This window comes from Mycobacterium angelicum (assembly GCF_002086155.1).
GTDB lineage: Bacteria > Actinomycetota > Actinomycetes > Mycobacteriales > Mycobacteriaceae > Mycobacterium > Mycobacterium angelicum.
In genome coordinates this window covers 84,577-107,971 of the sequence record NZ_MVHE01000006.1, presented here as the reverse complement: position 1 = coordinate 107,971, position 23,395 = coordinate 84,577, and the positions used below count along the sequence as shown (strand labels likewise).

Below are 23,395 nucleotides of genomic sequence, written 5' to 3'. Positions count from 1 at the left end.
TCCGCCTCTTCGATCTCAGGCTCTTCGGCCTCAGCCTCTTCAGCCCCGTCCTCTTCGGCCTCGGTTTCTTCGGCCTCAGGTTCTTCAACCTCGACTTCTTCAGCCTCGGCTTCGTCAGCCTCAGGTTCTTCAGCCTCGACTTCTTCAGCTTCGGCTTCTTCGTCCTCAGCCTCTTCCGCCTCGGGTTCTTCGGCTTCCGGCTCCTCGGCCTCAGCCTCCCCCGCCTCGACTTCTTCAGCTTCGGCTTCTTCGTCCTCAGCCTCTTCCGCCTCGGGTTCTTCGGCTTCCGGCTCCTCGGCCTCAGCCTCCCCCGCCTCGACTACTTCAGCCTCGGCTTCTTCAGCCTCAGCCTCTTCCGCCTCGGGTTCTTCGGCTTCCGGCTCCTCGGCCTCAGCCTCCTCGTCCTCAGCCTCTTCAGCCTCAGCCTCTTCGACCTCGGGCTCCTCAGGCTCTTCGACCGCAGGCTCGACAACCTCAGCCTGGACGGTTTCGGGTTCTTCCGCCTCGACCTCGGCGGCCTCCGTCTCCGCGGCTTCCGTCTCCGATGGCTCAGAACGCTCAGATGGCTCTGATGGCTCCGGTGACTCAGATGCCTCAGATGGCTCTGAAACTTCAGCCTTTGCCGTGTCAGCCTCCGCTACTTCGGCAGCGTGAACCGTGTCCGCCGAATCACCTGCGTCGTCGCGGCCCGAAGTAGCCGCAGTTCCCGCAACGGTCGCCGCCGCGGCCGTCTCTTCCGAAGCGCTGACCTCTGCCGGCTCGAGTTCACGCTCTTCCTCGGCGACCTCCACATGACCACGCACCGTCGCCCGATCCTCGCGGCCCTTCGGCGCCAAGATGACGTACACCACCGCGCCGATGAACACGAAGGTCGAAGTGAACGAATTGATCCGGATGCCGGCGATATGTGTGGCGGTGTCATCACGCAGCAGCTCCACACAGAATCGGCCGACGCAGTACAAGGCGACGTAGAGCCCGAACAACCGGCCGTGCCCGATCGTGAATCGGCGGTCCAAATAGATCAATGCGGCGAATACCAGGACGTTCCAAATCAATTCGTAGAGGAACGTCGGCTGCACAACGAGCGCAACCTGCCCCGTCGAGACACCGTCCAGCGAATGGACGTCAACGAATCCCGCGGGATCGCGCCGATAGAAAATTTCCAGTCCCCACGGCAGCGTGGTCTCCCGGCCGTAGAGCTCTTGGTTGAAATAGTTTCCGAGACGGCCGATAGCCTGCGCCAGTACGACCCCGGGTGCAACCGCATCCAGGAAGGCCGGCAACGGAATTCCGCGTCGCCGGCAACCGATCCACGCGCCGACCGCCCCCAGGGCGACGGCACCCCAGATACCCAGGCCGCCATCCCAGATTCGCAGCGCCGCACCCAGTCCGGCCCCGCCCGGTCCGAAATACGTCGGCCAATCGGTGGCCAAGTGGTACAGCCGGCCGCCTATCAACCCGAAGGGGACCAGCCACAGTGCAATGTCGTAGATAACGCCGCGCTCACCACCGCGGGCGACAAAGCGCCGGTCACCGATCAACAGCGCGACGATGATGCCGGTGATGATGAAAAACGCGTAGGCACGCAAGGGCAGCGGCCCAAGGTGCCAGACCCCGCGCGGCGGGCTGGGAAAATACGCGAGCCACGTCGTCGTCATGCGGACACCCTCCGACGCACACCGGCGGCAAGTTCCTCGGTCAGCGCGCGCAATCTGGGCAACCCCTCGCCCAACGCCGACACCAACGCCGAACCGACGATGACACCGTCGGCATAGCCGCCGATCTGCGCGGCTTGCTCTCCCGACCGCACACCCAGGCCGACGCCGACGGGTATGTCAGAGACCGCCTTCACCCGGGCCACCAATTCGGGGGCAGCATGCGACACGGCATCGCGGGCCCCGGTCACACCCATCGTCGAGGCCGCGTAAACGAATCCTCGTGAGGCCTCGACGGTGGTCGCCAAACGTTCGGGCGTGGACGACGGCGCCACCAGAAATATGCGATCCAATCGATGCTCCTCGGATGCCGCCAGCCACTGTTGGGCCTCGTCGGGAATGAGGTCGGGAGTGATCAAACCATGCCCGCCGGCCGACGCCAGGTCCCGCGCAAATGCGTCAACCCCATAACGCAGCACCGGATTCCAATAGGTCATCACCACCGCACGACCACCGGCGCTGCTGATCGCCTCCACCGCGGCCAACGTGTCGCGCACCCGCACTCCCCCGGTCAGCGCGGCTTCGGTCGCCCGCTGGATGGTGGGGCCGTCCATTCCGGGATCCGAATAGGGCACGCCGACTTCGATTATGTCGCAACCGGATTCGACGAGTGCCGTCATCGCGTCCACGGATGCCGGGACGTCGGGATAACCGGTGGGCAGGTAACCGATCAGTGCCGCGCGGCCCTCGGCGCGGCACGAATCGAAAAGCCCACTGAGCCTGCTTGCTTCGCTTTGTTCGGTAGTCTTCATCGCTTATCCGCGTCGGGGCTCAGCAGGCCGAACCACTTGGCGGCCGTCTCGACATCCTTGTCACCGCGACCGGACAGATTCACCACAATGACTGCGCCCCTGCCCAACTCGACACCCAGCTTCAAGGCACCGGCCACCGCATGCGCGGATTCGATGGCCGGAATGATGCCTTCGGCGCGACACAGCAGACCGAACGCTTCCATCGCTTCCGAGTCGGTGATCGGTTGGTAGTCGACGCGGCCTATCTCCTTGAGCCAGGCATGTTCGGGACCCACGCCCGGATAGTCCAAACCCGCTGATATCGAATGGGATTCGATGGTCTGGCCATCCGCGTCCTGCAATAGGTAGGAATACGATCCCTGAAACGCCCCGGGCGAACCGCCGGTGAATGTCGCCGCGTGCCTTCCGGTCTCGACCCCGTCGCCGGCCGCCTCGTAGCCGACGAGGCGCACACCGGGATCGTCGAGAAACGCGTGAAAGATCCCGATCGCATTGGATCCGCCGCCGACGCAGGCGGTGACGGCATCGGGCAACCTGCCCGCCTGCGTCTGAATCTGCACCCGCGCCTCCATGCCGATGATCCGCTGGAAATCGCGAACCATGGTCGGAAAGGGGTGCGGGCCGGCGGCGGTGCCGAAGCAGTAGTAGGTTGCGTCGGCGTTGGTGACCCAATCCCGGAACGCCTCATTGATGGCGTCTTTGAGGGTTTGCGAGCCGGTTTCCACGGAGACCACCCGGGCGCCCAGTAGGCGCATCCGCGCGACGTTGAGCGCTTGTCGAGCGGTGTCGACGGCCCCCATGTAAATCACGCAGTCCAGACCGAGCAACGCGCACGCGGTGGCGGTTGCCACACCATGCTGGCCGGCACCGGTCTCGGCGATCACCCGGGTCTTACCCATCCTGCGGGCCAGCAACGCCTGGCCAAGGACGTTGTTGATCTTGTGAGAACCGGTGTGGTTCAGGTCTTCTCGCTTCAAGAAGATGCGCGCCGACCCGGCATGCTCGCTGAGCCGGGTTGCTTCGTACAGCGGCGACGGGCGGCCGGCATAGTGGGTCTGCAGCTTGTCGAGGGTGTCCAGGAAATCCTGATCGACCCGTTCTTTTTCATAGGCGACAGTGACCTCTTCGATCACCGCCATCAGCGCCTCGGGAACGTAACGGCCGCCGTATACACCGAAGTGGCCGCCGGCATCAGGATCGTGGTTTGTCCGTTCGGCGATGGCAGCACTCGTGCGGGGAAGGTCCGGTCGGGATAGATCGGCCATTACCAAGGCTTAACGCGCACGCGGCTCATCAACTGCTAGCGAGCCGGTTTCGGACAGGACGGATGGGTGCCCGCGGTGACCAGATCCGCAACCGCCGCGCGCGGGTCGCCACTCTTGACCAGACCTTCACCGACCAGCACCGCGTCAGCGCCCGCGCCGGCGTACGCCAACAGATCGCCGGTGCCACGCACACCGGATTCGGCAACGCGGATGACATTGCTGGGCAGCCCGGGTGCGATCCGCGCAAAGCAGTCCCGGTCAACCTCGAGCGTCGTGAGATCGCGGGCGTTGACCCCGATTACATTGGCGCCGGCCTTCAGCGCCCGGTCAGCTTCTTGCTCGGTGTGCACCTCGACAAGCGCTGTCATGCCGAGAGATTCGGTGCGATCGAGCATCGACACCAATGCCGACTGGTCCAAAGCCGCGACGATCAGCAGCAGCATGTCGGCGCCGTGGGCGCGGGCCTCATGGATCTGATATGGCTGCACCACAAAGTCTTTGCGCAGTACCGGGATGGAAACCGCGGCCCGCACCGCGTCCAGGTCATCGAGCGATCCTTGGAAACGTCGCTCCTCGGTCAGCACGCTGATGATCCGCGCGCCGCCATCTTCATAGGCCTGCGCCAGCTTCGCCGGATCGGCGATGGGCGCCAATTCGCCCTTCGACGGGCTGGCCCGCTTGACCTCGGCGATGACACCGATGCCCGGCTCGCGCAGGGCGGCCATCACATCCAGAGGCGGCGGTGCCGCGGCGGCGGCTGCCTTAATCTCCGTCAGGCTTACGCGTGCCTCGCGCGCGGCAACATCGGCCCGAACTCCCTCGAGAATGGAGTCAAGCACGCTTGCCGGGCTCATGCCTGCGGGCTCCTTCCCACCGTGACCCACGCTCCGCACGCCGAATTCGACGACGTTCAAGAAGGGTAGCGACCTTCAACGCGCACGCCGTCACCGACCCTCGGTGTCCGACTTCCGCGGCGCGTCCGTCGGGTCGCGCCCCTCGTCAAGAGCATCCCAAATCATGCGCTCCGACATGTCGGAAACGGGCTCGGGAGTTTCTTCAGCGTCGTCGCCCTGCGTCGCCGAACGGCGCGCGGCCGGCGCCGCATACTTCGTCGTACCGGCCGACATTGCGACGCGCATCAGCAGGACGGCGGCGATCAAGGTGCACACCGCGGCCGCTACCGCGACCACCGCGCCGGAGTAGTGACGTGCGCTGCCCACCAGCGTCACCACTGGGACGTGGGCGAGATCGGCGCCGCGCGCGGCAACGTCTGGGATCGCCCAGAGACTGGCGCCCAGATACCCGACCGCAAAGCTCGCGGCCGCCAGCAGGCCGGCCAGCGCGCGCAGCGGCCAGCCCCGCACCGCGAGCGCCGCGACAGCCGCGGCCAGCATCAATATCGCCAACGGGAGCAGCGCGGTCGACCACGCGGCACCGGATAGCGACACCTCTTTGGGCGGCCCCAGCCCATCGAAGGACCTGATGACCACCCATGGCAGCCGCGACGCCACCCACAGCCCGCCGGCGGCCACCACCAGCAGCAGTTGGGCTATCCCGATCGTCAGCCTGGGCCGCCGGCCGGGCTGGACGTCAGTCACCCGGGCTCACGTCGGGCGCGGCCAGTGTCTCGGCGGCGGCGATCGCGTTCAGCACGGCCCGCGCTTTGTTTCTTGCCTCGTTGTATTCGTAAGGCCCGTTGGAATCGGCCACCACGCCACCACCGGCCTGGACGTAGGCGGTGCCGTTACGCATCAGCGCGGTGCGGATGGCGATAGCGAAGTCGGCGTTGCCGGCGAAGTCGAGGTATCCGACGACGCCGCCATACAAGCCGCGGCGCGTTTTCTCGACTTCTTCGATCAGCTCCATCGCGCGCACTTTCGGCGCGCCCGACAAGGTCCCGGCGGGAAAGCATGCGGTCACCGCGTCCAGGGCGGTGTGGCCGGCGCTGAGCAGGCCGGTCACCGTGGAAACCAGATGCATGACGTGGCTGTAGCGTTCGATGTGGCTGTAATCCTCGACGCGAACGGTGCCCGGCGCACAGACCCGGCCCAGGTCGTTGCGACCCAAATCCACCAGCATCAAGTGCTCGGCCAATTCCTTCTCATCGCAGAGCAGCTCCTTTTCCAGCAGCTGATCTTCTTCGTCGGTCTGTCCGCGCCACCGGGTTCCGGCGATCGGATGCGTCGTTGCCCGGCCGTCATGGACCGTGACCAACGCCTCCGGGCTGGATCCCACGATCGAAAAGTCAATGGCGCCATCGCTATTCGGCACTTGCAGCAGATACATGTACGGGCTCGGGTTGGTCACCCGCAACATCCGGTACACGTCGATGGGATCGACGTCGGTGTCCATCTCGAAGCGCTGCGACGGCACCACCTGAAAAGCCTCACCGGCCGCGATCTGGTCCACCAGGTAGTCGACGATCTTGCCGTACTCCTCGACGCTGCGCTGGGCACGGTGTTGTGGTTCGGGCTTGCTGAAAGTGGCGACCGTCGAGGGCAGGGGCTGGCCGAGCGCCGTGGTCATCACGTCAAGCCGGGCGATCGCGTCGTCATAAGCCCAGTCGACGCGCTCGTCGGTGCCGTTCCAGTTCACCGCGTTGGCGATCAGGGTGATGGTGCCCTCGTGGTGGTCCACCGCGGCGATGTCGGTGGCCAGCAGCAGCAGCATGTCGGGTAGGTGCAGGTCATCGACGGCCAGTTCGGGCAGTCGTTCGAGCCGCCGCACCATGTCGTAGGCGAAGAAACCGACCATGCCCCCCGACAGCGGCGGAAGCCCCGGCAGGGCCGCAGTAGCCAGCAGCTCCAAGGTGGTGTGCAGGGCCTGCAGCGGGTCCCCTCCCGTGGGGGCATCCTGTGGCACCGCGCCCAGCCATATCGCTTGCCCGTCACGCACCGTCAATGCCGTCGGCGACCCGGCGCCGATGAACGACCAGCGCGACCACGACCGGCCATTTTCGGCCGATTCGAGCAGAAACGTCCCCGGGCGGTTGGCGGCGAGCTTGCGGTATGCCGATAGCGGAGTCTCGCTGTCGGCCAAGACCTTGCGCGTCACCGGAACCACCCGGTGCTCGGCCGCCAGTACGCGGAAATCCTCCCGCGTGGTTGTGGCTGCAAGGTGGGGGTGCACGCAGGTATCTTCCCAGACGCGCAGAGCAGATCCGGTAATCGACCGTGCATCCTGGGATTCGAATGTGTGCGCTGGGCGAAAAGCCGTCCGCACTTCCACCCTCAACGCACAGCGAAGGCCCTCGGCCGGCAATCGGGCAATCCGGGCGTAGCGTGACGACGATGCGGGCCATGTAGTGGCCCGAGGAGGAGTCAGGCAATCCGGGCGTAGCGTGGCGGCCATGAAAACTGGTGACACCGTGGCCGACTTCGAGCTTCCCGACCAGACCGGCACGCCACGGAAACTCAGCTCCCTGCTATCCGACGGGCCGGTGGTCTTGTTCTTCTACCCGGCCGCGATGACGCCGGGCTGCACGAAAGAGGCCTGCCACTTTCGCGACTTGGGCCAGGAGTTCGCCGCCCTGGGCGCCAGCCGGGTGGGGATCAGCACCGATGCCGTGGCAAAGCAGGCCAAGTTCGCCGACAAGGAGCACTTCGACTACCCGTTGCTCTCCGACGCCGACGGCAGCATCGCCACGCAGTTCGGGGTCAAGCGGGGTCTGCTTGGCAAGCTGATGCCGGTCAAGCGAACGACGTTCGTCATCGACACCGACCGCACGGTGCTCGACGTGATTTCCAGCGAAATCAGCATGGACACCCACGCGGACAAGGCGTTGGCGACGTTGCGCGCCCGCTCCTCGGCCTAGGCCTACGGGATCACCGCCAGGAACAAGTAGGCGGCTAACAACACCAAATGCAGCTCACCCTGTAGCCGGGTGGCCCGGCCAGGCACCACCGTCAGGACACTGACCAGCACGGTCAGCGTCAGCAACACCAGTTGGGTCGAGCCGAGGCCAAGCAATAGCGGGCCGCTGAGCCACAGCGAGGCGAGCGCAATGGTCGGGATGGTGAGCCCGATGCTGGCCATCGCGGAGCCATACGCGAGGTTGAGGCTGATCTGGACGCGTCCCTGCCGCGCCGCGCGGGCCGCGGCGAGTGTCTCCGGGAGCAGCACCAGCAAGGCGATCACCACGCCGACGAACGATTGCGGGAATCCGATGGCCGCTACCCCGCGCTCGATGATCGGCGATTCCACTTTTGCCAAACCCACCACCGCGACCAGCGCGGCGAGCAGTAACCCCAGGCTGGTCCACGCCTCCCGGGCGCTCGGCGGGTCGGCGTGAGTGTCGTCGTCGACTGCGCCTTTTTGCCTGACCGGCAGGAAGAAGTCGCGGTGCCGAACCGTTTGGGTGAACGCGAACAGCAGGTAGAGCCCGAGCGAGGCGACGGCGGCGAAGGCGAGCTGTGCCGGGGAGAACTTCGGACCCGGCTGAGTGGTGGTGAACGTGGGAAGCACCAGGCTCAGCGTCGCCAAGGTGGCGACCGTGGCCAGGGCGGCGCCGCTGCCCTGCGGGTTGAACAGCGTCACGCCGTAGCGCAGCGAACCCAGCAACAGCGACAGCCCGGCAATCCCGTTGGTGGTGATCATGACCGCGGCGAACACCGTGTCGCGGGCCAGCGTCGCCGCCTCGGGCCCGCCGGATGCCATCAGCGTGACGATCAGCGCGACTTCGATGACGGTCACCGCGACGGCAAGCAACAACGATCCGAACGGCTCACCAACCCGGTGTGCGACCACTTCGGCGTGGTGAACGGCAGCCAAAACCGCCCCGCCCAGCAGCACCGCCTCGATCAGCCCGAGAACTGGCCCGATGTCCTCGCCCCAGCTCAATGCCAGCGCGACCAGTGCAAGCAGCGGCACCACCAGCGTCCAGGACACCCACTTCACTGGAAAGTTTCCTCCCAAGAACCATTGATGGCTACGCAAAAATGTTGCAGCACAGCATGATTCGAGAATCGAAGGCGAGCGGGCCGGGCCGCCGAATCCGCCCCCTGCCACCTACCCCGGTGGCTACGAATCACGCTGCGCCACAACCCATTTCGCATATCAGCCGAGCAATCGCGGCCACAATACAACCGCTCCAAGTGTACCAGCGCGCCGAGCGACGACCCGATGGGCCGTCTCAGTAGCATGCTCAGCATGCCGCCAAGCGATGGCCACAGCGACGGCCGTAACGCGAGCCTGAAAGAAGGGCAGGTATTCGCCGGATACACGATCGTGGAGCGATTGGGTGCCGGCGGGATGGGTGAGGTGTATCTGGCGCAGCATCCCCGCCTGCCCCGCCGTGACGCGCTGAAGATCCTGCCCAGCGGCCTCACCGCCGACCTCGAGTTCCGGCAACGCTTCAACCGGGAAGCCGACCTGGCCGCGAGCCTGTACAACGAGCACATCGTCGGCATCCACGACCGCGGTGAGTTCGAAGGTCAGCTGTGGATCTCGATGGACTACGTGCAGGGAACCGATGCGGCCCAACTGCTGCGCAGCCAATACCCGTCCGGGATGCCCCGCACCGAGGTAGTGGAGATCATCACGGCCATCGCCGACGCGCTTGACTACGCCCATTCGCGCGGGCTGCTGCATCGCGACGTCAAGCCGGCCAACATCCTGCTCGGCGACGGCCATCCACGCCGGCGGATCCTGCTTGCCGATTTCGGCATCGCCCGCCAACTCGGCGAGATCAGCGGGCTCACCGCAACCAACATGCTGATGGGGACCACGGCGTATTGCGCGCCCGAGCAACTCCAGGGCGCCGATCTCGACGGGCGAGCCGACCAGTACGCGCTCGGTTGTACCGCTTATCACCTGTTGACCGGCGCTGCCCCGTTTCTTGCCTCCAACCCCGCCGTGGTCATTACCCAGCACCTCACCGCACCACCGCCGCTGATCAGCGCGCAGCGCCCCGAACTGGCACATCTCGATGCCGTGATCACCAAAGCGCTCGCCAAGAACCCCGACGATCGCTATGCCACGTGCGCGGATTTCGCGGCCGCCTTCGCCGCCCCGCCGATGTCTGACGATGCCGACGCGGCGGACGACACGGGGTCTTTCACCGGTCCTACGCAGGTGATCGCGACATCGCATGCCAGTGTGCCGAAGCCACGCCGTCGCCGGATCCAGCCGGCGACGGTGATCGTCGCACTGGTCGCCGCGGTGTTGGTCGCGGTGGCAGTAGTGCTCGGCGTCCGCCTGCTGAGCGGTCAATCCAACGTTCCGGCCGATAACGCTTCGGGCCAGTCATCGGGTGCGCCGGCCAGCAGCGCTGAGCCCACGCCAATGCCGACATTGCAGCTGTCCAAGAATCTCACCGATCAAGCCGGGGTCCTGACCGCGGGGGAACGCATCATGGTCGAGCGCGCCCTTGCCAAGCTCTACAACGAGCGCGGCCTGCGGCTCTGGGTGGTGTACGTGAAGGACTTCGGCGGCCTCAAACCCGCCAAGTGGGCTGAGAAAGTCATGCGCGCCAACGGTTTTGCCGATACCGATGCGATCCTCGCAATCGCGACAGATCCGCCGGCCTTCTCCTTCCGGGTGCCGGCCGCGGTCACGGAAGGCAAGGCCATCGATGTCGAGCTGATCCGTCGCGACCGCATCGAGCCCGCCGTTTTCAAGCGCGAATGGACCCGCGCGGCGCTGGCTGCGGCCAACGGCTTGGACGTGGCACCGCGCTAGCCGTCAGTCCTCGGGTTGAAGCAGCACCGCGGCGTCGAAACAGCTGTGGTCACCGGTGTGGCAGGCACCGCCGGTCTGGTCCACCGTCAGCAGCACGGTGTCGCCGTCGCAGTCCAGTCGCACGGAGTGGACGTGCTGAGTGTGGCCGGACGTGGCGCCCTTGATCCACTGCTCGCCCCGCGATCGCGAAAAGTAGGTTGCCTCACGGGTTTCCAGGGTGCGGGCCAATGCTTCGTCGTCCATCCACGCGACCATCAGCACGTCGCCGGTGCCGCGTTCCTGGACGACGGCCGTGAACAGTCCGTCGGCGTTGCGCTTCAGTCGCGCCGCGATGTCTGGGTGCAGCGTCATCGAACGACGATCTTTTCCGCCGCCATTGCCGCCTTCACCTGTTCAATGGTCAATTCCCGGAAGTGAAAGACGCTGGCGGCCAGCACCGCATCGGCTCCCGCGGCGACCGCGGGCGCAAAGTGATCCACGGCGCCGGCGCCACCGCTGGCGATGACCGGCACCGTGACCGCGGCGCGGACCGCGCGCAGCATCGGTAGATCGAACCCCGCCTTGGTGCCGTCGGCGTCCATCGAGTTCAACAGGATCTCCCCCACCCCTAGCGCCGCACCGCGGGCCGCCCACTCCACCGCGTCGATACCGGTGCCGCGCCGGCCGCCGTGGGTGGTCACCTCCCAGCCTGACGGCGTCGGAGCCGATCCGGCGGGCACCGTGCGGGCATCGACGGACAACACAATGCATTGCGAGCCGAATTGCCTTGCCATTTCGGCCAATAGCTCCGGACGAGCGATGGCCGCGGTGTTGATCGAAACCTTGTCGGCCCCCGCGCGGAGCAACATGTCGACGTCGGCCACGGTGCGTACCCCGCCGCCGACGGTGAGCGGGATGAACACCTGCTCGGCGGTGCGGCGCACCACCTCCAGCATGGTGGCCCGCCCCGACGAGGATGCGGTCACGTCGAGGAAGGTCAGTTCGTCGGCGCCCTCGGCGTCATAGGCTGACGCAAGTTCCACGGGGTCGCCCGCGTCGCGCAGATTCTCGAAGTTGACGCCCTTGACCACCCGGCCACCGTCGACGTCCAGGCACGGGATCACTCGCACCGCAACATCATTACCTGGGCACACGTCAGTAGTCCTCCGGTTCGCCTGTGCCGCGCAAGATCTCGAGGATCTGGGTGTGCACGCCCGGAGCGGCTGCCAGCGCCGATCGCGACGCCGGGGTCCACGGTTCGCCGGCCAAGTTGGTGACGACGCCGCCGGCGGCCCGCACCAGCGCCACACCGGCTGCGTGATCCCATACGTGACTGCCGAAACTTATGGCGCCACCCAGTATTCCGTCGGCGACGTAGGCCAGGTCAATGCCGGTGGAACCGTGCATGCGCAGCCGTGAAGACACTCGGCTGAGGTTCTCCAGCACCGCCACCCGATAGCGGCCCGGGAAGCGGCCCCGGGAGTCCGCGCTGAACGATCCGGCGGCAACGAGCGCGTCGGAGAGTTCTGCGGGCGCCAACGACGGCTGTGCGACACCATTTTTCATCAGCGGGCCACCGGCCACGGCGGTGTAGCGCTCGCCGGTGAACGGTAACCAGGTCAGGCCGGCCACCGGCTCGCCGTTGTGCAGCAGACCCAATAGGATCGCGGCCATCGGCGATCCGGCGGCGTAATTGAACGTGCCGTCGACGGGGTCCAATACCCAGACCCACGGCGAGTCGACGTCCGGACCGCCGAATTCCTCGCCGTGCACCTCGATTCCCGTCGCGGCTACCAGCGCGGCAACGACCTGGCGCTCGATCGCGAGGTCGACCTCGGTCGCGAAATCATTGCCCTTCTTGGCCACCGCAGAGTCGGCGCGGTGGCCGGCCAGAAACGGCTCGGTGGCGGCGTCGAGGATCTTCGAAGCCTCGACCACCAACGCGTCCAAATCCATTGCGGTTTACTCCCGCACCGCGGCCAGCGCCTGCGGCAACGTGAATCGCCCGGCGTAAAGGGCCTTGCCGACGATGGCGCCCTCGATCCCGCGGTCGGTCAAGGTGGCAATGGCGCGCAAATCATCCAGGCTGGATACCCCGCCGGAGGCGATCACCGGTGCCTCGGTTCGTTCGGCGACACCGGCCAGCAGGTCGAGATTGGGACCGCCCAGGGTGCCGTCTTTGGTGACGTCGGTGACGACGAAGCGCGAACACCCTTCGGCGTCAAGGCGTTCCAGTACCTCCCACAAGTCACCGCCGTCGGTTTCCCAGCCGCGTCCGCGCAGTCGGTGCTCGCCATCAACGATCTGGACGTCCAAACCGACGGCGACCTTGTCGCCGTGGTCGGCGATCGCCCGCGCGCACCACTGCGGATTTTCCAGCGCCGCAGTACCCAAATTGACCCGCGCGCAGCCGGTGGCCAGCGCAGCAGCCAGCGAATCGTCGTCGCGGATGCCACCGGACAGCTCTACCTGAACATCCAGCTTGCCCACCACTTCGGCGAGCAGTTCGCGGTTGGAGCCGCGGCCGAAGGCGGCGTCCAGGTCCACGAGATGGATCCACTCGGCGCCGTCTCGCTGCCAGCCCAGTGCGGCGTCCAGCGCCGAGCCGTACTCGGTTTCGCTGCCGGCCTTGCCCTGCACCAGCCGCACGGCACGACCCTCGACGACGTCCACAGCGGGCAACAGAATCAATCGCATCTTCACAGTCCCCCAACCCAATTGCTCAAGACGGCCGCGCCCGCGTCCCCGCTCTTCTCCGGGTGGAACTGGGTGGCGGCCAGTGGCCCGTCCTCGACCGCAGCCAGGAACGGCACGTGATGTGTGGCCCAGGTCAGCAAGGCTTCGGGCCCACCTTCCCACTGCTGGGCTGCATAGGAGTGCACGAAATAGAAGCGGGTGTCGGCGTCCAGGCCGTTGAACAGCGCACTGCCAGCCGCCGGCTGCACCACGTTCCAGCCCATGTGTGGGATCACCGGCGCGTCCAACCGGGTGACCGCACCCGGCCACTGCGCGCAACCCGTCGTCTCCACACCGAATTCGACGCCGCGGGCGAACATGATCTGCATCCCGACGCACACTCCCAGCACCGGTCGTCCCGCGGCGACCCGCTCTGCGATGATCTGCTGCCCGTCGATTTTGCGTAGTCCCGACATACAGGCCTCGAAGGCGCCGACGCCGGGTACCACCAGGCCATCGGCGGCCAGTGCGGCCTCAGCGTTCGCGGTCACCTCGACCGAGGCGCCGACGCGCTCCAGCGCACGCTGGGCCGAACGCAGATTACCCGAGCCGTAGTCGAGCACCACCACCGATTTGGCTGTCACAGAACGCCTTTGGTGGAGGGCACACCCGACACGCGGGGATCGGGCTCGACGGCCTGACGCAACGCCCGCGCCACGGCCTTGTACTGGGCTTCGGTGATGTGGTGCGGGTCGCGTCCGTAGAGCACGCGCACGTGCAGCGCGATGCGGGCATTCATGGCCAGCGATTCGAATACGTGCCGGTTGATGACGGTGTGGTAGGGCACTGAGTTGCCGGCAATAGTGGTGTGCTGCAGGTGATCCGGTTCTCCGGTGTGCACACAGTAGGGCCGGCCGGACACGTCGACGGCGGCGTGTGCCAGGGTCTCGTCCATGGGGATGAACGCATCGCCGAACCGCCGGATGCCCTTCTTGTCGCCGAGTGCCTGCCCCAGCGCCTGCCCCAGCGCGATCGCGGTGTCCTCGACGGTGTGATGGGCTTCGATCTCGACATCGCCCTTGGTGCGCACCAGTAAGTCGAAGCTGGCGTGACTGCCCAGCGCGGTCAGCATGTGATCGTAGAACGGGACACCGGTGTCGACATCCACTTGGCCGGTGCCATCCAGGTCAAGTTCGATGACGATGTCGGATTCCTTCGTCTGACGTTCTATCCGCGCGCGGCGTGTCTTGCTTTCGGTAGCGGTCACGTTGCTCCTACGGGGGTGGCTGGGGCCAGGTCGGTGCCAGCGATCTGGGCGCTCGCTTTCAAGAACGCGTCGTTCTCGGCGGCCAGGCCGATCGTGGCGCGCAGGTAACCGGAAATCCCGACGTCGCGGATCAGGACGCCGGCATCAAGATAGTGCTGCCAGGCGGCCGGCGCGTCGGTGAATTCGCCGAACAGCACGAAGTTGGCGTCACTGGGGACCACGCGAAAACCCATGTTGGTCAAGGCTGTTGAAACTCGTTCGCGTTCGGCGATCAGGGTGGCGACGCTGCCCAGCGTGTCGTCGGCGTGGCGCAACGCGGCCCGGGCCGCGGCCTGGGTGACCGACGACAGGTGATACGGCAGCCGCACCAGCAGCATCGCCTCCACCAGTGCCGGCGTGGCGACCAGGTACCCGAGCCGGCCGCCGGCGAATGCGAACGCCTTGCTCATGGTGCGGCTGACGATGAGCTTGGTCGGGTACTCCTCGACCAGCGCCACGGCGCTGGGCTGCGAGGAGAATTCACCGTACGCCTCGTCCACGATCAGGATTCCAGGCACCACGTCGAGCAGCCTGCGCAAGTCCTGCGGCGAAATGCTCTGTCCGGTCGGGTTATTGGGGCTGGCGACGAATACGACGTCGGGCTTGCGCTCGGCGACAGCCGCGACGGCCGCGTCGACGTCGAGGGTGAAGTCCCCGGCCCGAACCGCTTCGATCCACTCGGTGTGGGTGCCGTCGGAGATGATCGGATGCATCGAGTAGGACGGTACGAAACCGATCGCGGTACGTCCGGGCCCGCCGAACGCCTGCAACAGCTGTTGCAGTATCTCGTTGGAACCGTTTGCCGCCCACACGCTTTCGACACCCAGCGCGGTTTCGGTCTGTACCGTCAGATACGCCGCCAGATCAGCGCGCAGGGCTACCGCGTCGCGGTCGGGGTACCGGTGCAGATCGACTGCCGCTTCGCCCACCGACCGCACGACGTCGTCGACCAGCGCCTGGGTGGGCGGGTGCGGGTTCTCGTTGGTGTTCAACCGGACCGGCACCGCTAATTGCGGTGCGCCGTATGGCGATTTGCCCCGCAGGTCGTCCCGCAGCGGCAGGTCGTCCAGCGTGGGCCGCGATTGGGTCATCGCTCGAACCTTCGCCGTACCGCCTCACCGTGCGCGGGCAGGTCCTCGGCCTTGGCCAGCGTAATCACGTGCCCGGAAACATCTTTCAGGGCCGCCTCGGTGTAGTCGACGACATGGATGCCGCGCAGAAAGGTCTGCACGGAAAGACCGCTGGAATGCCGGGCACAGCCCGCTGTGGGCAACACGTGATTAGACCCCGCGCAGTAGTCACCGAGGCTGACCGGCGACCACGGGCCGACGAAAATGGCGCCGGCCGAACGGATCCGGCCGGCAACCTGGGCAGCGTCGACCGTCTGGATCTCCAGATGCTCGGCGGCATAGGCATTTACCACCTTTATCCCGGCATCGAGGTCGTCGACCAGGATGATCGCCGACTGGCGCCCGGAAAGCGCGGTACTCACCCGCTCGCGGTGCACGGTGGTCTGCAGCTGGGCCGCCAATTCCGCGTCGGTGGCATCAGCCAGCTGCTCACTTGGGGTGACCAGCACGCTGGCAGCCATCTCGTCGTGTTCGGCCTGACTGATCAGATCGGCGGCGACGTGCGCCGGGTCGGCGGTGTAGTCGGCGAGGATGGCGATCTCGGTGGGGCCGGCTTCGGCGTCGATGCCCACCTGGGAGCGGCAGAGCCGCTTGGCCGCGGTGACGTAGATGTTGCCCGGTCCGGTGATCATGTCGACCGGCGCCAGATCAGCGCTGTCGGTGTCGGTACCGCCATAGGCCAGCAATGCCACCGCCTGGGCCCCGCCGACCGCCCACACCTCGTCGACGCCCAGCAGCCGCGCCGCGGCCAGGATCGTCGGGTGCGGCAAGCCGTCAAACTGCGCCTGCGGCGGGCTGGCCACCACCAGCGAGTCCACCCCGGCGGTCTGTGCGGGCACCACATTCATCACCACGCTGGACGGGTACACGGCGTTGCCGCCCGGTACGTAGAGCCCCACCCGTTCGACGGGAACCCACCGCTCGGTGACGGTCGCGCCCGCTCCCAGCGTGGTCGTCACGTCGGCGCGGCGCTGATCGGCATGCACCGCACGGGTCCGTTCGATCATCACCTGCAGCGCGTCCCGCACGTCGCCATCCAGTCCGGCCAACGCAGCATCGAGTGCTGCTAGAGGCACCCGAACCGTCGCGGGCCGCACACCGTCGAACGACGCACCGAAGTCCAGCGCCGCCTGGGCGCCGCGCTCAGCAACGGCCGCCACGATCGGCCGCACCTTGGGTAGCACGCTCTCAACGTCGGCGCCGCCGCGCGGCAGTGCGGCCCGCAACCGGGCTGCCGTCAACTCCGCGCCCCGCAGGTCAATGCGGGCCAGCGGCGCAGGCTTAATCGTCACGTGGACCATTGTCCCAGAGCAGCTCAACTGGATATCCGACCGGTAGTGTGGCCCCATGTCCGCAAAGGATCACCCCAACAACGCCCCGGGCATCCCCATGGTGTTCCCGCCCTGGTTCGAGAAGTTTCAGGTCAAGTACATCAACCCGGTGCTCAAGCCGATCGCGCGCTATCTGCCGGGAACCGCCACCATCGAACACCGGGGCCGTAAGTCGGGGAAGCCGTACAAGACCATCGTGACCACCTATCGCAAAGGCAACACGCTGGCGATTGCGCTGGGCCACGGCAAGACCGACTGGGTCAAGAATGTCATGGCCGCCGGCGAGGCTGACGTGCACTTCACCCGCCGCCACGTGCACATCACCAACACCCGCATACTGCCGGCCGCCTCAACCGGCCCCGAGATCGAGCAGTTGCCGTTCATGGCGCGCGCGCAGCTGCGCCGGATGGCGGTATTCGTCGCCGACATCGCCTGAGCCGGCCGTACCACGCTCAGCGCACGAACACGGTTTTGCCCGTCATCGCCGGCCAGCCCGACGGGGCGTCCTCCCACTGCACGACGCGCTCGACCACCGGCGACAAGTCCAACCCGCCGGCCAGCACGTCCAGCACCTGCGGAATGACGGTGCGCGCGCTGACGCGGCCGGTCACGAATTGCACGCCGTGGGTGTACATCGACAGCAACGGCATCTCGACGCCCGGCTGGTAATAGATGCCCGTATCGGTACAGACGCCGTCGGGCCAGGTCGCACGCAGCGTTGCGCGCAGCAGCGCCACCTCGGCCGAGGTGTGCACGGTAACCGGGTAGCGCTCCCAAGACTTGTCCGGCTTTTCCCGATCGTGCACCACCGCACCGAGCTTGGCGGCAGCGGCCAGGCGGCGCTCGTCTGTGTCGACATAGTCGACATGGGCTCCCAGCGCAGCGGCGAAGGCGGCGGCATACAGCCCGATCGACAGCCGGCCCACCACCAGGACTCGGCGATCGGCCGGATCGAGCTTGGCGAGCTGCTCGGTAAAGGGGCCGACGGCCCGCCAGGCGTCGGGAATGTTGTCCGATAGCGACGCGATGGAAACCGGGTCGACGGTCTCGGGGATCGGTATGAGCATCGCGTCGGCATAGGGCACCAGCACCAGATCCGACATGAAGCCGCCACCATCCAGACCCGAAATCGGGGCCATCCCGTAGGCCGCCATCAACGGCACCGACGCGCATGACCCGGTTGCGCCGCGCCGGCACTCGCGGCAGCTGCCGCAGCTGATCTGAAAGGGCACTATCACCCGGTCGCCGGCCCGGACAGCGCTCACGTCGTCGCCGACGGCGACGACTTCGGCCAGGCCCTCGTGCCCCACGGCGTATCCCGGCGGTAACGGCAGCCGGCCGTGGCAGACGGCGACGTCGAGGTCGCAACACGCCACCATCAGCGGCCGAACCAGCGCCTGTCCCGGCGCGGTGATTGCCGGTTCCGGCACCTCGCGCCACGCGTAGCGGCCGGTCTCTTCGTACGTCAGCTGCCTCATCTCAGCATTCTTGAGCGATTACTCAACTATTGCAAGTATTTTTTAGATATGCCGAGACCTGATCGCAGCCGGGCAGCGCTGATAGACAAAGCCGCCACCCTGTTCCGCCGGCAGGGTTACGCGGCGACCGGCCTCAACCAGATCCTCGACGAGGCCGGCGTCAAACCCGGATCGCTGTATCACCACTTTCCCCAGGGCAAGCAGCAGTTGGCCGCCGCGGTCGTCGACACCGCAGGCGCGAGTATCGAACAGCTGCTGCGCAGCTTCCTTGCCACCGACCGTCCGGTGGCCGACATCGTCGATCGCTGGATCGACCTGCTGGTGGCCGCGCTGAACGGTGACGACCGCGATGGCTGTCCGATCGAACCCATCGCGACCGAGTCGGTCAACGCCAGCCCTCAGGTCCGCGCGGCCTCGGCGCGCGCGTTCCGGGGCTGGTGTGCGGCCATCGCGGAGCGGCTGCGCGGCGAAGGCTGGTCCACGACGGAGGCGCAGCAGGCTGCCGTCGCCGTCATCGCCTTGATCGAAGGAGCGCTCATCCTGTCCCGGATCGCCGGCGACGCGGCGGCGCTCAACGCCGCCAAGCTGGCGGCCCGCACGCTATTGCGGTGTAACTGACCGCTACATGTCCAGGCCGATATCGAGCACCCGTACCGAGTGGGTCAACGCACCCACGGCGAAGTAGTCCACCCCGGTACCGGCATACGTCGCCGCGGTGTCCAGGGTCAGCCCGCCGGACGACTCCAGCAGCACGGTTGGCGCGCGGGAATCGCGTCGCTGCACGGCGGTCTGCGTCTGCCATACCGCAAAGTTGTCCAGCAGGATCAGCTCGGGCTTCTCGGGCAGCACCTCGTCCAGCTGCTCCAGCGAATCCACCTCGACCTCGCACGACAGCTCGGGCGCGGCGGCGCGCACCGCGCGCAACGCCTCGACCACCGATCCCGCTGCGGCAACGTGGTTGTCCTTGATCAAGGCGGCGTCACCCAGCCCGAACCGGTGGTTGACGCCTCCGCCGACGCGGACCGCATATTTCTGCACCACGCGCAGGCCGGGCAGCGTCTTGCGGGTATCACGGATCTTGGTCTTGGTGCCACTCACGGCCTCCACCCACGCCGCCGTGGCGGTGGCGATCCCCGACAAATGGCAGACCAGGTTCAGCATCGTCCGCTCGGCGGTCAGCAGGCCACGCGTTTCGGCTTCCACCGTCAACACGGGCTGCCCGGGCTGCAACCGGGCACCATCGGCAACACGATCGAGCACCCGGTAGCCCTCGTCGCCGATCACCTCGTCGAGCACCAGCAACGCGATATCCACCCCGGCGATCACGCCGGGCTCACGAGGAATCATCGCCGCGGTGGCCAGCGCGCCGGCGGGCACCGTCGCGATCGTGGTCACGTCCGGCCCGTAGTTCAGGTCCTCGCTGAGAGCGCGCCGAATGGTGTCTCGAACTGCAGCCAGTTCCGATTGGGACAGTTTCATCAGCCCACCGCCGCCAACGCCTCCACGCGCGCCGTACGTTGATCGTCGGCCAACCGGACCAGGCTGCTTCGCGCATGCTCCGCCAGCACACCCTCATGCTCGGCGCGGTGGTGGCAACCACGGCTTTCGTTGCGGGCCAGCGCGGCGACGGCCACCGTTCGGGCGGCCACCGCCAGTGCCACGTCCTCGAAATCGCGACGGCTCGCCAACGTCCGAACCGGCGCGTTGCTCAGCGCCGCGGACAGCCGGCGCAGCCCCTCCGCGTCACGCACCACCGAGGCGTCCTGGCTCATCGAGCGCTGTAGTTCGCCGCGCTGCGGTGCGGTGTGAGCGATCGGCTCGGGCATTCTGGCGCGGCGGCGTCCGGCGGCCACCGCGTGCGCGGCCGCGGCCTTTCCGGCGCGACCTCCCACCACCAGTCCCTCCAGCAAGCTGTTGGAGGCCAGCCGGTTGGCGCCGTGCATGCCGGTGCGGGCCACCTCGCCGGCGGCGAATAGTCCGAGCAAACCGGTTTGGCCGTAGACGTCGGTGACCACGCCACCACAGCTGTAGTGCGCGCCCGGAACGATCGGGATGGGTTGGCGAACCGGGTCGATCCCGGCGGCCCGACAGGCTCTGGTCACGGTCGGGAATCGGGCCTCGAACCCGGCGATGCCACGTGCGTCGAGGTAGGCGCACGGGTCGCCGGTTGCCTTCAACCGAGCGTCGATGGCGCCGGCTACGATGTCGCGCGGCGCCAGATCGCCCATCGGATGAACGCCGGCGGTAATCGAATTCCCTTGCCGGTCAAGCAATATCGCACCTTCGCCGCGGATGGCCTCGGTGATCAGCGGACGCCTGCCGCCGCCGCTACCGGCGAACAACATCGTCGGGTGGAACTGGATGAATTCCAGGTCGCCGACCGCGAGACCGGCCCACAACGCCAACGCGATCCCGTCTCCGGTGGAGCCGTCGGGATTGGTGGTCGCGCTGTAGAGGTGCCCGAGCCCACCCGTAGCAAGAATCACCGACGGCGCACTGACGATGCCGCAACCATCCGGTCTCCCGACCAATACCCCGGTCACCGCGGTGTCGTCATGCAGCACTCGCAGCGCGACGTGGCTGCTGCGGATATCCACCACGCCGGCGGCGCGATCGAGTGCCCGCTGCACCTCGGCTCCGGTGGCGTCGCCTCCGGCGTGCACGATGCGCCGCCGCGAGTGGCCACCTTCGCGGGTCAAATCCCAGTGGCCCGGAGCCGATTCGTCGAACCGCGCGCCGTCGCCGACCAATTCGGTGACCGCGCGGTAGCCGTCGGCGACGATCGAGTACACGGCGTCGGAATCGCACAGCCCGGCACCGGCGGCCAGCGTGTCGGCGACGTGGGCGTCCACCGAATCGTCGTTATCGGGCAGCACCACGGCGATGCCGCCTTGGGCGTAGTGGGTCGCGGTCACCCCACGGGTGTCGGCGGCCTTATTGAGTACGACGACGCGGCGACCGGCCCGGTGCGCGGCCAGTGCGGCCGCCAGCCCGGCTACACCGGTGCCGATGACGACAACGTCCGCGGTATCCCGCCAGACTGGACCGGTGGTCATTCGCCACCACCGGGTTGGCCGATTTCGATCATCCGCTGCACGCTGCGCCGGCCGGCCGCGGCCGTCTCGGGGTCGACCTGAACCTCGTCGGCCCCTTCCACCAAACAGCGCAACAGGGCAGCGGGGGTGATCATCTTCATGTACTTGCATGACGCACGGTCGTTGACCGCCTGGAAGTCGACATCGGGCGCTGCCCGGCGCAACTGGTGCAGCATGCCGACCTCGGTAGCGACCAGAACCTTGCGGGCGCGGGTCTGGTGCGCCGCGTCGAGCATGCCACCGGTAGACAGGATCTTGACCCGCTCGGCCGGGAAGGCGCCTTCGCCGGCCAAATACAAAGCCGAAGTGGCACAACCACATTCGGGATGCACGTACAGTTCGGCGTCGGGATTGGCCTGCGCCTGGCCGGTGAGCTCGTCGCCGTTGATCCCGGCGTGCACGTGGCATTCGCCGGCCCAGACGTGCAGGTTCTTGCGGCCGGTCACCCGGCGCACGTGCGCCCCGAGGAACTGGTCCGGGCAGAACAGCACCTCACGGTCGGGGTCGATCGAAGCGACCACCTCGACCGCGTTGGACGAGGTGCAACAGATGTCGGTAAGTGCCTTCACCGCGGCCGTGGTGTTGACGTAGGAGACGACGACTGCGCCGGGGTGTTCGTCCTTCCAGGCACGCAGTTCCTCGGGGGTGATGGAATCGGCCAGCGAGCAGCCCGCTCGCTGGTCCGGAATCAGCACGGTCTTTTCCGGGCTCAGTATCTTGGCGGTCTCGGCCATGAAGTGCACCCCACAGAACACGATCGTGTCCTCGGGCGCCTCGGCGGCGATCCGCGACAAGGCCAGCGAATCCCCCACGTGATCGGCGACGTCCTGGATCGCGGGCAGTTGGTAATTGTGCGCCAGCACGGTAGCCCCGCGCAGCCGCGCCAAGCGGCGAACTTCGGCGGCCCACTGTTCGTCACCGTCGATCCCGGCGTAGCCGGTCGGGGAATTGGTGATGCGGGCAGTCATTGCAATCACGTCATCTGCGAGCATGTCCATGCGGGTCAAAACCGTCACGGCGGCCCCTTTCGCACCGGAGAGGTTTTCGACTTATAATCGAAAACATGCCATATGGTAGCACCTCACACGAGGTACTTGCGGTCGTGTTTCAAGTTCGCAGCGTTTCAACAGGCCGCACACATGGATTAAGCACGGAAAAACCCCAGTTGAACGTGCTGTTATGGGAACGTGCCCAGGATCCGCAGAAGGGTGCATGGTCATTGCCGGGTGGCCGGCTGCGAAACGACGAGGACATGACCACCTCCGTTCGGCGCCAGCTGGCCGAGAAAGTCGACCTGCGCGAGGTGGCACACCTCGAGCAACTCGCCGTGTTCTCCGACCCCCAGCGGGTGCCCGGCACCAGGATGATCGCCTCGACCTTCCTGGGCCTGGTGCCCTCCCCCGCCACCCCCGAACTGCCGTCAGACACTCGTTGGCACCCCGTGAATTCGTTGCCGACGATGGCGTTCGACCACGGACCGATGGTCACTCACGCCCATGCCCGGCTGGTCGCAAAGATGTCCTACACCAACATTGGATTCGCCTTAGCACCAAAGGAATTCGCGCTCTCGACGCTTCGCGACATCTATGGCGCGGCGCTGGGCTACCAGGTGGACGCGACCAACCTGCAGCGGGTGCTGGCCCGGCGCGGGGTCATCAGCCAGACCGGCACCATGGCACAGTCCGGCCGCAGCGGCGGTCGTCCGGCGGCGCTATACCACTTCACCGACTCCCAGCTGCGGGTCACCGACGAATTCGCCGCACTTCGCCCTCCGGGCCAGGCATGAATTTCCCATCGCGAATGATCGGGCACGAATTTCGGGAACTTCACAGTTCCTTGCCAGCCGTACGCTAGCCTGCCTTATGGAGCACACACTCCAGCACGGCTGTCCGGCGGGCTGACCAGCAGGTTTCGCCAGCGCGTTGGGATTGTGACGAGCGGCACGCCGCGCCTCACACGATGCCGCAGGCAATGCCGGTAACTTGAGTAA

The 23,395-nt window shown here is 66.8% G+C and carries 23 protein-coding genes and 1 pseudogene; 5 read left to right on the top strand and 19 right to left on the bottom strand.

From position 1 onward, the window contains the following. Positions 1–245: 245 nt before the first annotated feature. From BST12_RS06565 to BST12_RS06540, 6 genes and pseudogenes are all read right to left on the bottom strand, one after another. A pseudogene (locus BST12_RS06565) lies at positions 246–1,658 on the bottom strand (prolipoprotein diacylglyceryl transferase); the annotation flags it as partial. Next, positions 1,655–2,467: a tryptophan synthase subunit alpha gene (gene trpA / locus BST12_RS06560; protein WP_083112250.1), complete on the bottom strand. Its 813-nt coding sequence runs from the start codon at positions 2,465–2,467 to the stop codon at positions 1,655–1,657. The gene trpA and the pseudogene BST12_RS06565, both read right to left, overlap by 4 nt. Then, positions 2,464–3,732 carry a tryptophan synthase subunit beta gene (gene trpB / locus BST12_RS06555; protein WP_083112247.1) on the bottom strand — a complete coding sequence of 423 codons (1,269 nt, stop codon included), beginning with the start codon at positions 3,730–3,732 and terminating at the stop codon, positions 2,464–2,466. The genes trpA and trpB overlap by 4 nt, the downstream gene beginning before the upstream one ends. A gap of 35 nt (positions 3,733–3,767) precedes the next feature. Continuing rightward, a complete protein-coding gene (trpC, locus tag BST12_RS06550) occupies positions 3,768–4,586 on the bottom strand; it encodes an indole-3-glycerol phosphate synthase TrpC (protein WP_083112384.1) in 819 nt (272 codons plus the stop codon). Positions 4,587–4,676: 90 nt separating this feature from the next. Then, positions 4,677–5,330 carry a TIGR02234 family membrane protein gene (locus BST12_RS06545; protein WP_083112246.1) on the bottom strand — a complete coding sequence of 218 codons (654 nt, stop codon included), beginning with the start codon at positions 5,328–5,330 and terminating at the stop codon, positions 4,677–4,679. Beyond that, complete coding sequence (locus BST12_RS06540) at positions 5,323–6,861, bottom strand: anthranilate synthase component I (RefSeq protein ID WP_083112244.1); 1,539 nt, start codon at positions 6,859–6,861, stop codon at positions 5,323–5,325. Before BST12_RS06540 ends, BST12_RS06545 begins: the two co-directional genes overlap by 8 nt. A 220-nt stretch (positions 6,862–7,081) precedes the next feature. Here BST12_RS06540 and BST12_RS06535 point away from each other — a divergent pair, with 220 nt between their 5' ends. Continuing rightward, the gene (locus BST12_RS06535) at positions 7,082–7,546 is read left to right on the top strand and encodes a peroxiredoxin (protein WP_083112242.1); all 465 of its coding nucleotides are present in this window, start codon (positions 7,082–7,084) and stop codon (positions 7,544–7,546) included. 2 nt (positions 7,547–7,548) lie between these two features. Here the strand turns inward: BST12_RS06535 and BST12_RS06530 are convergent, their stop codons facing one another. Next, positions 7,549–8,628 (bottom strand): calcium:cation antiporter, encoded by a 1,080-nt coding sequence (locus BST12_RS06530; protein WP_139801515.1) that lies wholly within the window; start codon positions 8,626–8,628, stop codon positions 7,549–7,551. 252 nt (positions 8,629–8,880) lie between these two features. On the opposite strand from BST12_RS06530, the gene BST12_RS06525 reads away from it, so the two are divergent. Next, on the top strand, positions 8,881–10,410 hold the full coding sequence (locus tag BST12_RS06525; RefSeq protein WP_083112382.1) for a serine/threonine-protein kinase: 1,530 nt from the start codon (positions 8,881–8,883) through the stop codon (positions 10,408–10,410). Positions 10,411–10,413: 3 nt separating this feature from the next. Here BST12_RS06525 and hisI read toward each other — a convergent pair whose 3' ends face one another. Genes hisI through hisD form a run of 8 tightly spaced genes read right to left on the bottom strand, consistent with a single transcriptional unit; the run spans position 10,414 to position 16,802 of the window. Then, positions 10,414–10,761 carry a phosphoribosyl-AMP cyclohydrolase gene (hisI, locus tag BST12_RS06520; protein WP_083112240.1) on the bottom strand — a complete coding sequence of 116 codons (348 nt, stop codon included), beginning with the start codon at positions 10,759–10,761 and terminating at the stop codon, positions 10,414–10,416. Further along, complete coding sequence (hisF, locus tag BST12_RS06515) at positions 10,758–11,543, bottom strand: imidazole glycerol phosphate synthase subunit HisF (protein WP_083112237.1); 786 nt, start codon at positions 11,541–11,543, stop codon at positions 10,758–10,760. Before hisF ends, hisI begins: the two co-directional genes overlap by 4 nt. Before the next feature lies 1 nt (position 11,544). Next, positions 11,545–12,345, bottom strand: a complete 801-nt coding sequence (locus BST12_RS06510; RefSeq protein WP_083112236.1) for an inositol monophosphatase family protein — start codon at positions 12,343–12,345, stop codon at positions 11,545–11,547. A 6-nt stretch (positions 12,346–12,351) separates the two neighbouring features. Then, complete coding sequence (priA, locus tag BST12_RS06505) at positions 12,352–13,086, bottom strand: bifunctional 1-(5-phosphoribosyl)-5-((5-phosphoribosylamino)methylideneamino)imidazole-4-carboxamide isomerase/phosphoribosylanthranilate isomerase PriA (protein ID WP_083112234.1); 735 nt, start codon at positions 13,084–13,086, stop codon at positions 12,352–12,354. Between the two features lie 2 nt (positions 13,087–13,088). Beyond that, positions 13,089–13,709 (bottom strand): imidazole glycerol phosphate synthase subunit HisH, encoded by a 621-nt coding sequence (hisH, locus tag BST12_RS06500; RefSeq protein ID WP_083112233.1) that lies wholly within the window; start codon positions 13,707–13,709, stop codon positions 13,089–13,091. Next, the gene (hisB, locus tag BST12_RS06495; RefSeq protein WP_083112231.1) at positions 13,706–14,332 is read right to left on the bottom strand and encodes an imidazoleglycerol-phosphate dehydratase HisB; all 627 of its coding nucleotides are present in this window, start codon (positions 14,330–14,332) and stop codon (positions 13,706–13,708) included. Before hisB ends, hisH begins: the two co-directional genes overlap by 4 nt. Continuing rightward, complete coding sequence (locus BST12_RS06490) at positions 14,329–15,462, bottom strand: histidinol-phosphate transaminase (RefSeq protein ID WP_083112228.1); 1,134 nt, start codon at positions 15,460–15,462, stop codon at positions 14,329–14,331. The genes hisB and BST12_RS06490 overlap by 4 nt, the downstream gene beginning before the upstream one ends. Next, positions 15,459–16,802, bottom strand: coding sequence for a histidinol dehydrogenase (gene hisD, locus BST12_RS06485; RefSeq protein WP_083112226.1), 1,344 nt, complete (start codon positions 16,800–16,802; stop codon positions 15,459–15,461). The genes BST12_RS06490 and hisD overlap by 4 nt, the downstream gene beginning before the upstream one ends. A 46-nt stretch (positions 16,803–16,848) precedes the next feature. On the opposite strand from hisD, the gene BST12_RS06480 reads away from it, so the two are divergent. Then, positions 16,849–17,268, top strand: coding sequence for a nitroreductase family deazaflavin-dependent oxidoreductase (locus tag BST12_RS06480; RefSeq protein WP_083112225.1), 420 nt, complete (start codon positions 16,849–16,851; stop codon positions 17,266–17,268). A 16-nt stretch (positions 17,269–17,284) separates the two neighbouring features. Here BST12_RS06480 and BST12_RS06475 read toward each other — a convergent pair whose 3' ends face one another. After that, the gene (locus tag BST12_RS06475) at positions 17,285–18,310 is read right to left on the bottom strand and encodes a zinc-dependent alcohol dehydrogenase (RefSeq protein ID WP_083112223.1); all 1,026 of its coding nucleotides are present in this window, start codon (positions 18,308–18,310) and stop codon (positions 17,285–17,287) included. Between the two features lie 48 nt (positions 18,311–18,358). Here BST12_RS06475 and BST12_RS06470 point away from each other — a divergent pair, with 48 nt between their 5' ends. Then, on the top strand, positions 18,359–18,928 hold the full coding sequence (locus tag BST12_RS06470) for a TetR/AcrR family transcriptional regulator (protein ID WP_083112221.1): 570 nt from the start codon (positions 18,359–18,361) through the stop codon (positions 18,926–18,928). A gap of 3 nt (positions 18,929–18,931) precedes the next feature. Here BST12_RS06470 and nadC read toward each other — a convergent pair whose 3' ends face one another. From nadC to nadA, 3 genes are read right to left on the bottom strand one after another with little or no spacing between them, the layout of a single operon-like run. After that, positions 18,932–19,789 carry a carboxylating nicotinate-nucleotide diphosphorylase gene (gene nadC / locus BST12_RS06465; protein WP_083112219.1) on the bottom strand — a complete coding sequence of 286 codons (858 nt, stop codon included), beginning with the start codon at positions 19,787–19,789 and terminating at the stop codon, positions 18,932–18,934. Next, positions 19,789–21,366, bottom strand: coding sequence for an L-aspartate oxidase (locus tag BST12_RS06460; RefSeq protein ID WP_083112218.1), 1,578 nt, complete (start codon positions 21,364–21,366; stop codon positions 19,789–19,791). Before BST12_RS06460 ends, nadC begins: the two co-directional genes overlap by 1 nt. Then, a complete protein-coding gene (nadA, locus tag BST12_RS06455; RefSeq protein WP_083112216.1) occupies positions 21,363–22,421 on the bottom strand; it encodes a quinolinate synthase NadA in 1,059 nt (352 codons plus the stop codon). The genes BST12_RS06460 and nadA overlap by 4 nt, the downstream gene beginning before the upstream one ends. Before the next feature lie 47 nt (positions 22,422–22,468). Between nadA and BST12_RS06450 the strand changes: the two genes are divergently transcribed. Further along, positions 22,469–23,191 carry an NUDIX hydrolase gene (locus tag BST12_RS06450; protein ID WP_083112214.1) on the top strand — a complete coding sequence of 241 codons (723 nt, stop codon included), beginning with the start codon at positions 22,469–22,471 and terminating at the stop codon, positions 23,189–23,191. The last annotated feature ends 204 nt before the right edge of the window (positions 23,192–23,395 follow it).

Excerpts from the sequence above, each read along its gene's own strand:
- trpA (WP_083112250.1), bottom strand. The coding sequence starts at position 2,467 with ATGAAGACTACCGAACAAAGCGAAGCAAGCAGGCTCAGTGGGCTTTTC.
- trpB (WP_083112247.1), bottom strand. The coding sequence starts at position 3,732 with ATGGCCGATCTATCCCGACCGGACCTTCCCCGCACGAGTGCTGCCATC.
- trpC (WP_083112384.1), bottom strand. The coding sequence starts at position 4,586 with ATGAGCCCGGCAAGCGTGCTTGACTCCATTCTCGAGGGAGTTCGGGCC.
- BST12_RS06535 (WP_083112242.1), top strand. The coding sequence starts at position 7,082 with ATGAAAACTGGTGACACCGTGGCCGACTTCGAGCTTCCCGACCAGACC.
- BST12_RS06525 (WP_083112382.1), top strand. The coding sequence starts at position 8,881 with ATGCCGCCAAGCGATGGCCACAGCGACGGCCGTAACGCGAGCCTGAAA.
- hisI (WP_083112240.1), bottom strand. The coding sequence starts at position 10,761 with ATGACGCTGCACCCAGACATCGCGGCGCGACTGAAGCGCAACGCCGAC.
- BST12_RS06510 (WP_083112236.1), bottom strand. The coding sequence starts at position 12,345 with ATGGATTTGGACGCGTTGGTGGTCGAGGCTTCGAAGATCCTCGACGCC.
- priA (WP_083112234.1), bottom strand. The coding sequence starts at position 13,086 with ATGCGATTGATTCTGTTGCCCGCTGTGGACGTCGTCGAGGGTCGTGCC.
- BST12_RS06490 (WP_083112228.1), bottom strand. The coding sequence starts at position 15,462 with ATGACCCAATCGCGGCCCACGCTGGACGACCTGCCGCTGCGGGACGAC.
- hisD (WP_083112226.1), bottom strand. The coding sequence starts at position 16,802 with ATGGTCCACGTGACGATTAAGCCTGCGCCGCTGGCCCGCATTGACCTG.
- BST12_RS06480 (WP_083112225.1), top strand. The coding sequence starts at position 16,849 with ATGTCCGCAAAGGATCACCCCAACAACGCCCCGGGCATCCCCATGGTG.
- BST12_RS06475 (WP_083112223.1), bottom strand. The coding sequence starts at position 18,310 with ATGAGGCAGCTGACGTACGAAGAGACCGGCCGCTACGCGTGGCGCGAG.
- BST12_RS06470 (WP_083112221.1), top strand. The coding sequence starts at position 18,359 with ATGCCGAGACCTGATCGCAGCCGGGCAGCGCTGATAGACAAAGCCGCC.
- nadC (WP_083112219.1), bottom strand. The coding sequence starts at position 19,789 with ATGAAACTGTCCCAATCGGAACTGGCTGCAGTTCGAGACACCATTCGG.
- BST12_RS06460 (WP_083112218.1), bottom strand. The coding sequence starts at position 21,366 with ATGACCACCGGTCCAGTCTGGCGGGATACCGCGGACGTTGTCGTCATC.
- BST12_RS06450 (WP_083112214.1), top strand. The coding sequence starts at position 22,469 with ATGCCATATGGTAGCACCTCACACGAGGTACTTGCGGTCGTGTTTCAA.